Here is an 8,651-nt window from a genome sequence, read left to right on the forward strand (position 1 = left end):
TACATGGACCACCAATAATCACCAGTTCTGAGCCACCGAAGACAACTTGTTCTGAGAGTCTAACGATGGTTTGGTGATTGGGGTTAGTAGCTAGTGCTAATTTAGCGTTCAACATGGGTTTCGGACTCCTTAGTTAGAGATTTAGTTAGAGATTTAGTTACAGATATGGACATAAAAAAAACCCGGTTCCTTGAAGGTTCCGGGTTGCTGTGAAAGGTTGGCACGACCATTACTACCCGGAACGATTTCTGGGCCAAAAAAAGTAAAAGCCGTAAATGTTGTAAAGGTAGGTGGTCATGTCTTGCTCTTGTCGCTGCTTTGCCTAAAAAAACAAAGGACCGCAGATTATATTGCTGCGGTCCACCGGGGGGTTCCATATGGAACTATCGTCACCTCCGGTGAACTTCCCTAAACCAAAAATAAAAGTAATAGCTGGGGCTGAACATGTCTCTTTGCGGCTAAGCCATGAAAAATTTGGCAATTTCTTTTTACTGCTACTACCCTAGCAAGGGTAATAGCGTGATGTCAATAGTTACTGGGAAATCAGGAAAATACTGAGCTACTACCTCTGGCTTCGATGCAGCCTAATCCTATATATGCTTGTCTAGTCTTTCACGATATTTGCCCAATACATGATTTAAGATCACAGTATAAGTGCTCATTGCTCAGTTTAACGAGGCAAAGCCGTTGAATGCTAGTTTGATTGAAGTCAAAGTTCATTCCTCGTTACGAGATTTTCTGCGATCGCAGGGTCAACCCAATTGGCCTCACCAATTGACTATGGCGAGGCTAGTGGCACGAGCCTTGCGGTTAGGGCGTTCTGCTTTGATTCAGACCGGTTTAGAACCCTTGCAGGAAACCTCTCTACAGTCTTCCTATCGCCTGAGTTACCTAGCACCAGCACTAGTTTGGTCTGGACCTGTGATCGTAGTAGCACCCTTATGGATACAAGAATGGTTGCTGCAAAAGGAAATTCCCCTTTTACAACAGTGCTTTGGTAGCGATAAGGTAATTCATACCAGCGATAGGTTTCCCGATCAACCCTTCCAAGGACTATTGATTACCTCACCAGAATCTTGGCTAACAGACCGCTTGAAGAACAAGGGCTGGTTTCCTAATCACATCCCTACTGTGATTGATGGTGTGGATGACCTAGAATCTTGGACTAGTAACCAGCTTAAAGGCTGCATCCAGCCCCAAGACTGGGACGCACTGATGCAAGCCCACCCACAAGAGGCTGATTTGATTCGGGATGTGCGGGTAAAGCTAACCAAAGCCTTATTTCAGCGCCCTGTTAACCCCTATGAGTGCTACCTGATTGAAGCTGATCAGCAAGATGGCTTGGAACAGCTATTTGATCGACTAAGTTCCCTAAGCACTGAAGCACAATCTCTGTATCGGCTAAAACCCTGGGAAAAGTTTTGCCACTTCTGGCAGCAGTCAGGTCAGCTAATGTGGGCAACCGTTGCGCGATCGCAAGGTCAGTTTTCCTTATATAGCGCACCAGTAGAAGTGGCTACAGCCTTAAATCCCATTTGGTCGAGACAGCCAGTAGTGCTAATCGGTGGGGCTCTAGATTTAGAGAAAACTGCCTCTGTTTACCGTCAGCAGCTCGGATTAGGCGAGTTAACCTGTTTGAAGTTTTCCCCTCACCGACAGATTCAACTGTATTTGCCCGATCGTCTACCCATGCCCAATACAGAGCGATTTCAAAACGCTCTGACTCAAGAAATTCGCACCCTACTAAACCTAAGTCCTGACATCACCAGACCAGTCGTTATTTTAGTTGGAGATGTCCCCCTCAAAGCCCAGTTAGGGGCAGTCTTAGCAGCAGAATTTGGTTCCCGGGTGCAGGTAGAAACCACCAGTCTCAGTGACAGAGGTATTTTGATTTGTGGCTGGGAATTTTGGCATAGGTATCAAGCTCAAATCCCCTCTCCCCAACTGTTGATGATTGCTACCTTACCAATTCCCTCTTTGGAAAATCCATTAGTTGCTGGTCGAGTCGCTTACTACAAGCAGCAACTAATGGATTGGTTTCGTTTATATTTATTACCAACAGCATTAAGAGAATTACAACGAGCAGTAGCACCAGTAAGAGCTACTCAAGGCTGTGTTGCCATCTTAGATAATCGTGTAAACCGCCGCAGTTATGGACGCCATGTGCTATCAGCCTTGAGTCCTTTTGCTCGAATTAATTATTTAGATGCTAGTTGGTTTAATTCAGATGCTCCAGAAGGACAAGATAGTTGGCTTTAGAAAGTGAGTAGGTTGGTCAAATTAAAGCCAATCACATTAAAGCCAAAATGTTGAGGAGCCCAAGTCCTAATTACAATCCAAGTTTTCATTAACTGTTCTCACCCCTACCTAATTATCAAATTGCCGTATTGATAGCACATATTCTCCTTGATTCGCACTATAATTTGTTGAAACATCAAACACTAAACCATCTGTCTCGGCCTTGATATCAATTACATTCGGTAGATTTCCTTCTTTATTAAAGCTCAGTAGCTGATAAAGTCTATCTCCTACTTTGACAACACTCCCTAACTTAACTCTCGATTGAATCATTCCTCCAGCCGGAGCATAGTATCTCTCGATGTTATCTTTAGATGCTAATTGCATTTTGTAGGAGTCTGGATCAGTTATCGGTAAATCCGGTAGTTTTAACATTCCTTTTTTCGACAAATAGTTTTTGATACCGTATACTCCATTTTTTACCGACTCTGGATTCATTTGCATCCCAGATCCCAATTCTAGAGTCCATGATTCAATATCAAACTGAAGGGTTCTGCCTAACTTAGCCAAGGCTTTCTCTAACCCTTGCCAAGGCTTAATAAATGCCTCATCGAAAGCATCACCATCATACTCATCTTCATGCATCACAATTCCATAATCGAGAAGAAAGTCTTTGGCGCTTTCTTCCCGAGAGTAGAAGCCATACAAGAAATCAAGTCCTTGATTAGTAGAACTATGGATATCAATCACATAGTTAGCATCTACACATAAAGATTGCAGTTGATAGCGGTAAAGGTGACGAAACGGTAATCCCCTCGGAGAGTAGCAGTCTTCTAAGTGTTGTTTCAAGCTAGACTGGATCCGTGCTAAATAGTTATTTCTGATTTCATCAGGGTTCAAATTAAGTTGAGATTGGGCGAAATCCTCTAAATCATCACACTCTTTTTCATAGTCCCAAAAAATCCTATTCCAGTCTTGACCATCGTAAGGATTGAATCCTCCTGTGGCAAAGAAATGACTACGCTGATTAGTGCTAGCTGGATTACAAACAGGGACCAGCCAGATTTCCCCAGTCAGCTGAGTGTCATCCAGAGTGCTCAAAAAGTCAATCAACTGGTGAATCACTGCATTACCAACAATTTCACAACCATGGAGATTGCCTTGTAAATATGCCTTCTTTCCTGGTTGGGAGCCAACGAATTTATAGACTTGGAGCGAAATGCGATCGCCTGAGGTGAGTTGCTGAATTGGAATAGTAGAAATAGTTGGATTCATATAGCAGTTTTAAATTGGGTTAGGTAAAACGTCCTGGGTTTTAGGGAGTAGGGAGTAGGGAGTAGGGAGTAGGGAGTAGGGAGTAGGGAGTAGGGGTAATAAAATTGACTGTACCTCATAAGGATACCATTTAAAAACATTTACAAATATGTCATTAACAATCTTGCTGATTTATCATAACATCAAAAACTCTTCGGTTCTCTTTCCTACTGTTCGATGTTCCCTGTTCCCAAGTTCCCTTTTTCTATCAATCCTAATCAGCCCTCACCTCTACGCGGATATTCTACAAGTGGCGGGAGAGTAACTGGCAACCCGAAACAGATGCGATTGGCCGTAGGCCACGCGGGGCGCGTTCGCTTTCCCTATGGTGAGTTTCTCAATAGACCTATGTCAGCTTCCATATTTGGCTAGCCAATCCAATGTCCACATAAACGGAATTCCAGCTGCAACGGCTGCCTCAGCATCTTCGTTGCGATTGACCTTCGGTCACGCTTCGCGATCGCCAACCATCAAAGCTGAAGAGCCGCTCGTTTTAAACTGCAAAATCATTCCCGGCTTTGGTTTTCGGTATTCTCCAGCGTATGTTTTACTGGTTACTTCAGAAAAGTAGTGTTGCTCGCAATAATAACAGGTTGTCCCATAGTCAGGACAAAAAATAATTCCTTTGAGCTGGGGAAGCAATTTAAGAGTTTTCTGTTGCTCTTTAATACAATTCTTCAGGGTTTTATGTCGGGCTGCAACTCCAGCCTGATTGGTCACCCCAAGAATGATATAACCCTTATTTTTGAAACATTGCAGAGCTTTATCAGCTCCTTCAATAACTTTTTGCTGGTCAGGGTAGTCAATAAATCTACCGTGACCACTCGGCTGGCGAATGGTCCAGTCGCAATCTACAAATAGCTCAAGTTTTAAATTCATGAAGCTTGCTGGGTGGTACACCAATTAGCGATGCAGCGCGGTCTTGGGGAGGTCTAGTCACCTGAACTTGGTGATGGTGCTTGAGATGACCATGAGGCAGTGCGGTCTTGGGGGGAACCCCCATGAGCAACTGCCGTGGTTTCCCCCACTCGCGCTTTGCATCAAGACAGGGAATGGAGGGTTAATTTCCGACTGTATCTTCCATGAGGTCATTGGCATCAAAGCATTATATACTAAGCTTTTTAGGGCTGATGTCACCCCCTCAGTTTTTCATCAAAGCTTAATCTAGTTACTGGTTTAGTTAATGTTTTCGTGAATTTTTCTGGAATTGTGAAAATTTTGCTGAAGTTATATCTATAATTGCTTTTAAAATAAAATTCAGCCAATTCAACGAGTTGATTGAACTCCTGATTAGTTACATCCATGCTTACGACATTTGGCTTGGATGTTTCCCTTGATGGTAATCGCTGATTAAGATGCTGGCTTATTGTCTAATTAATTAGCTGAAGCCACTTGTTTTATAGAGCAATGTACTTGTTGATTAATTTCTAAAAAAATGATATAATCTTAAGGACAGAGTGTGAATATTTTCCTGATTGGTTATTACGGTTATGGTAATATTGGCGACGATTTATTTGTGGATCAGTTAACTAATTATTTCGCTAGCAAAAAAGATGTCAAAAAAATATTTATCTGTTGCCAAACTAACTATTACCAAGGTTTTAGTGACAAAGTTGTGTTCTTTAGGAATGCACAACTATCAAAACTCAAAAGAACTTTATTACTTTTGAAAAGTGACTGCATAGCCTGGGGTGGGGGAACCTTAAACCTGCAAGACAGGCCCAGGAATTTATCAAGGATGCAAGCCTTGTCAAAATTAATGGGTAAGCGTTTCTGCTTCCTGGGTGTTGGATTAGAAAGCGTGAAATCTGAGAAGAAAAAAAAGATAGCTGATATCTTTGAAAAAGCCGACCTGCTATACCTTAGAGATAACCATTCCTATGAAATGGCATTGCAACAGCTTCAACTTGCTAAATCACCTGACTTAGGAGGTGACTTGGCTTTCTTGGATTTGACTATGTATGAAAAGTTTGTCAAACCAGCCCAGCAAGCTAGTGATATTGCCAACATATCCTTCTCTGGAAAATTTTGGTGGGGTGAAGGCAGAGCTGAGTTTTATGCCAAACAGTTAATGCCACTCATTGACAAGTATAATTGTATGATTCATTTGCTACCAGGACATGTAGGAAATGAAAGAAATGATAATCGCTTCCACGAACGACTGAAAAAATATTTACCTGCTGCTAATTGCCAAATCAACTCATGGAAAAATCCGGAAGAGTTTCTAGCAATCCTCAGGCACATGGATTTTCACATAGGTAATCGCCTGCACTCAATTATACTAGCCGATATCCTTGGCATTGCCAATATTGGAATTGTTAATTCCGAATCAAAAATTAAGCATTACATTGATAAGTCAGAAATGCTACCGACAGCAAGAGTGGTAAATTTTATGGAGCCCTTGTCTATAGAGCAGATAGAAACAGTTTTCAAAAATTACAAAAGACCAGAAGAGTTTATCTGCCAAGAATCGAAAACTGCGAAAGAATGTCTTGAGAAAGTTTTTGCCAATAGATAGTTTTTACTTTATTCAAATACACTAACAACTATTATGAAACTACTGCATGTTGAAAAAATCATTGCTAATGACAGAGTGAGACTTGTTGGTCTCGTTCAGGTTGATAGCCTTGACCAAGAAATAGAGATTTATTTTGAATATCCTCAACGATTCGCTGATTTTGTAACTGAAAGCGCCGATGCTTTTGTTCCTGCCTTACTTTTACCGGCAATGGAGAAAGGTGAAAATCTGGAGATAAAACCGCTGATGTCCGCGAAACTTTTTCGCAATTTACCTACCATACAAGATATCTTTCATCAGTGGTATCCATCCCAGCTGAAAAAAGTTTTAGTAACCGCAGAATCCCCAACAAACTATGATCAAAAATCCCTTAGCAAAGTTGGGGCATTTTTCTCCTTGGGCGTGGATTCGTTTTATACCTTTATTAAACATACGAAGACCCCTAGCGACTTTGGAATTCCCCTTTCTCATTTAATTTACATGAAAGGCATTGAGCGACCTTTACGCATTTATAAACATGGTCAAGAAAAAAAGGTAATCTCAAGGATTATGGAAGTTGCCCATGCAGCCAGTATAGATTGTATTGTCGGTGAAACAAATATCCGCAATCATTTTAACTTACAATGGGGACCTTATTATCATGGGGCTGGCTTGGCTTCAGTCTCCCTTTCTCTTTCAGCAGGTTTAGAATCTGTTTTAATTCCTTCAACAGATTCTTATAAAGATGTTTTCCCTTGGGGAACTAGCCCATTACTCGACCACCTATGGTCAACGGAAAAAACTAATATAGTTCATGACGGTTCAGAGACCCAAAGGGTTGAAAAAATTGCTAACTTTTTAGCAAAAGACCCTTTTGCTATGAAAAATTTGAGGGTATGTACTAATAATGAAGGTGGTGAAACCAACTGTGGAACCTGCCCTAAATGCGTGAGAACTATGCTGCCTTTACTGATTTCTGGTAATTTAGAAAAAGCCATAACATTTCCAGATAAATTACCCAGTAATTGGAACAGAATATTGCAAATTCAAGATACTCATGATCTAAGTCATGCTGTAGCAATTTTGAAGCTAGCGAAAGAGGTTAAAGCCGAAGAAAAAATAGTAAAAGCTCTTGAGAGCAAAATAGAAAATGGTAAAGCTTATCTATTTTGCCAAGGCAAAACTATTGCTGAAGTAGTAGGTTCAATACTTCACGTTTATTTTATTAAGAAGCCATTTGATTTGGTCAAACAACCAATCAAAGACATTCTAAATAGCCTAAGTTTATATAGCGCAAACCAGGGCTGAATGACATCCTGGCCGTAGGCCACGCGGGGCGCGTTCGTTAAGGGCGAGCTTAAGCTAAAAACTTGGAAAAGTCTGGTAGAACTGATTAGCATTCAGCTTTTTCTATAGCTGAATGCTGATCCCTGACTAACCCCCTTCTAAAAACTGGGGATTAGGCCAATGATATTGCTTCTTAACAGGTCGGGGAGCTGAGTGACTTACCTTTTCTCTCCTAGCACTTTCAATAACACTCCCTTGGCAAAGCATCTGAGCCATCAAAATCATTACAGTTTCAAATACTGAGGTCTTATTATTGGGATTAACAGCCACAATTGGGGGTTGATTAGGATCGCCAATGTATGCCATGCGCATCATAATTTCCTCTGGAGTCCATGCCCCTGCAACATCAGTATGAGTCAGACCAATAATCATGGGAATAGTAACCCGCTCCTGCATAAACGATAAAATCTGACGAGCACTAGCAAAATCAGTGGTTCGATTAGCTGCCATCAATAAAATATAGGCGTGAGCTCGGCGAATCAAAATATCCCACATAAAATCAAAGCGAGCTTGACCAGGAGTTCCATACAGGTGCAAATCCAAGTTCCGATTTAAGGGACGCAAACCAAAGTCTAAGGCAACGGTCGTTTTTTTCTTAAGCAATGATGTGGCATCCGTAGCGGTTCGTTCTGTTTCAATAACCGCACCTTCGCTGAATGTTCTGACAAAAGTAGATTTGCCAGCCCCTATTGTTCCCGTTACTACAATCCGTATACTGTCCATTGGGTTATGCTTTCCTAGCAAATACTACAGGTTATCAACTGTGCCAGTAGGTTGGGGTGAATCAAGGTAATTTGTTGACGATTGACGGTTGACGGTTGATGGTTGACTGTTAGTGGTCAACCTTAAACAAAAAATAGCTTACATTGAATTTCACACACCCACTGACGTTATACCAATAACTGACGTTATACCAATAATCGAGAATGCCTTGGCCGTAGGCCACGCTACGCGAACAACAATTTTTAAAAAATTTTACCATTTGGTAATGGGTAATGGGGAATTAATGCTAGTCTTTAAATTCCCCATTACCCATTATCTATCACCCCTTAATAATAACCAATAAACCTATATTGTATCCATTTTATCTAAAAGGTATTAGTAGAGTAATACCCACAAAATTACTAGAGCAACATTGGTTTTAATTCAGCCAGAGTTCGTTTAATTTCTAACATCAATACTCCCTGCTTAGCTGCTTTACTAGCTAGAACCAGAAATACCGCTTCTTCACCACAACTGGTCAAAACGCTAAATC

General features: G+C 41.2%; 10 protein-coding genes. 5 read left to right on the forward strand and 5 right to left on the reverse strand.

Annotated features, from left to right (window positions below; all coding sequences use genetic code 11):
- Nucleotides 1-654: 654 nt before the first annotated feature.
- Nucleotides 655-2,259, forward strand: coding sequence for a helicase C-terminal domain-containing protein (locus F6K49_RS31680; protein ID WP_365939940.1), 1,605 nt, complete (start codon nt 655-657; stop codon nt 2,257-2,259).
- A gap of 108 nt (nt 2,260-2,367) precedes the next feature.
- On the opposite strand, the gene F6K49_RS31685 is transcribed toward F6K49_RS31680, so the two are convergent.
- Nucleotides 2,368-3,513 carry a succinylglutamate desuccinylase/aspartoacylase family protein gene (locus tag F6K49_RS31685; protein ID WP_293020100.1) on the reverse strand — a complete coding sequence of 382 codons (1,146 nt, stop codon included), beginning with the start codon at nt 3,511-3,513 and terminating at the stop codon, nt 2,368-2,370.
- Nucleotides 3,510-3,632: a hypothetical protein gene (locus tag F6K49_RS31690; protein WP_293020098.1), complete on the reverse strand. Its 123-nt coding sequence runs from the start codon at nt 3,630-3,632 to the stop codon at nt 3,510-3,512. Before F6K49_RS31690 ends, F6K49_RS31685 begins: the two co-directional genes overlap by 4 nt.
- A gap of 29 nt (nt 3,633-3,661) precedes the next feature.
- On the opposite strand from F6K49_RS31690, the gene F6K49_RS31695 reads away from it, so the two are divergent.
- Nucleotides 3,662-3,817: a hypothetical protein gene (locus F6K49_RS31695; RefSeq protein WP_293103029.1), complete on the forward strand. Its 156-nt coding sequence runs from the start codon at nt 3,662-3,664 to the stop codon at nt 3,815-3,817.
- A gap of 182 nt (nt 3,818-3,999) precedes the next feature.
- On the opposite strand, the gene F6K49_RS31700 is transcribed toward F6K49_RS31695, so the two are convergent.
- Nucleotides 4,000-4,431 carry a polynucleotide kinase gene (locus tag F6K49_RS31700; RefSeq protein WP_293020096.1) on the reverse strand — a complete coding sequence of 144 codons (432 nt, stop codon included), beginning with the start codon at nt 4,429-4,431 and terminating at the stop codon, nt 4,000-4,002.
- Nucleotides 4,415-4,555, reverse strand: a complete 141-nt coding sequence (locus tag F6K49_RS31705; protein WP_293020094.1) for a hypothetical protein — start codon at nt 4,553-4,555, stop codon at nt 4,415-4,417. The genes F6K49_RS31700 and F6K49_RS31705 overlap by 17 nt, the downstream gene beginning before the upstream one ends.
- Nucleotides 4,556-5,011: 456 nt before the next feature.
- Between F6K49_RS31705 and F6K49_RS31710 the strand changes: the two genes are divergently transcribed.
- Entirely contained in the window at nt 5,012-6,070 is a 1,059-nt protein-coding gene (locus F6K49_RS31710; protein ID WP_293020092.1) for a polysaccharide pyruvyl transferase family protein, read from the forward strand.
- Nucleotides 6,071-6,103: 33 nt separating this feature from the next.
- On the forward strand, nt 6,104-7,357 hold the full coding sequence (locus tag F6K49_RS31715; RefSeq protein WP_293103033.1) for a hypothetical protein: 1,254 nt from the start codon (nt 6,104-6,106) through the stop codon (nt 7,355-7,357).
- Between the two features lie 126 nt (nt 7,358-7,483).
- Here the strand turns inward: F6K49_RS31715 and F6K49_RS31720 are convergent, their stop codons facing one another.
- A complete protein-coding gene (locus F6K49_RS31720; protein ID WP_293045867.1) occupies nt 7,484-8,119 on the reverse strand; it encodes an ATP/GTP-binding protein in 636 nt (211 codons plus the stop codon).
- A 112-nt stretch (nt 8,120-8,231) separates the two neighbouring features.
- Here F6K49_RS31720 and F6K49_RS31725 point away from each other — a divergent pair, with 112 nt between their 5' ends.
- Nucleotides 8,232-8,462 (forward strand): hypothetical protein, encoded by a 231-nt coding sequence (locus tag F6K49_RS31725; protein WP_293064818.1) that lies wholly within the window; start codon nt 8,232-8,234, stop codon nt 8,460-8,462.
- Nucleotides 8,463-8,651 lie beyond the last annotated feature (189 nt).

The organism is Moorena sp. SIO3I6 (genome assembly GCF_010672095.1).

Bases quoted from the DNA above. Each gene is read 5' to 3' on its own strand.
- F6K49_RS31685 (WP_293020100.1), bottom strand. From the start codon at position 3,513: ATGAATCCAACTATTTCTACTATTCCAATTCAGCAACTCACCTCAGGC.
- F6K49_RS31690 (WP_293020098.1), bottom strand. From the start codon at position 3,632: ATGAGGTACAGTCAATTTTATTACCCCTACTCCCTACTCCCTACTCCC.
- F6K49_RS31695 (WP_293103029.1), top strand. From the start codon at position 3,662: ATGTCATTAACAATCTTGCTGATTTATCATAACATCAAAAACTCTTCG.
- F6K49_RS31700 (WP_293020096.1), bottom strand. From the start codon at position 4,431: ATGAATTTAAAACTTGAGCTATTTGTAGATTGCGACTGGACCATTCGC.
- F6K49_RS31705 (WP_293020094.1), bottom strand. From the start codon at position 4,555: ATGGGGGTTCCCCCCAAGACCGCACTGCCTCATGGTCATCTCAAGCAC.
- F6K49_RS31715 (WP_293103033.1), top strand. From the start codon at position 6,104: ATGAAACTACTGCATGTTGAAAAAATCATTGCTAATGACAGAGTGAGA.
- F6K49_RS31720 (WP_293045867.1), bottom strand. From the start codon at position 8,119: ATGGACAGTATACGGATTGTAGTAACGGGAACAATAGGGGCTGGCAAA.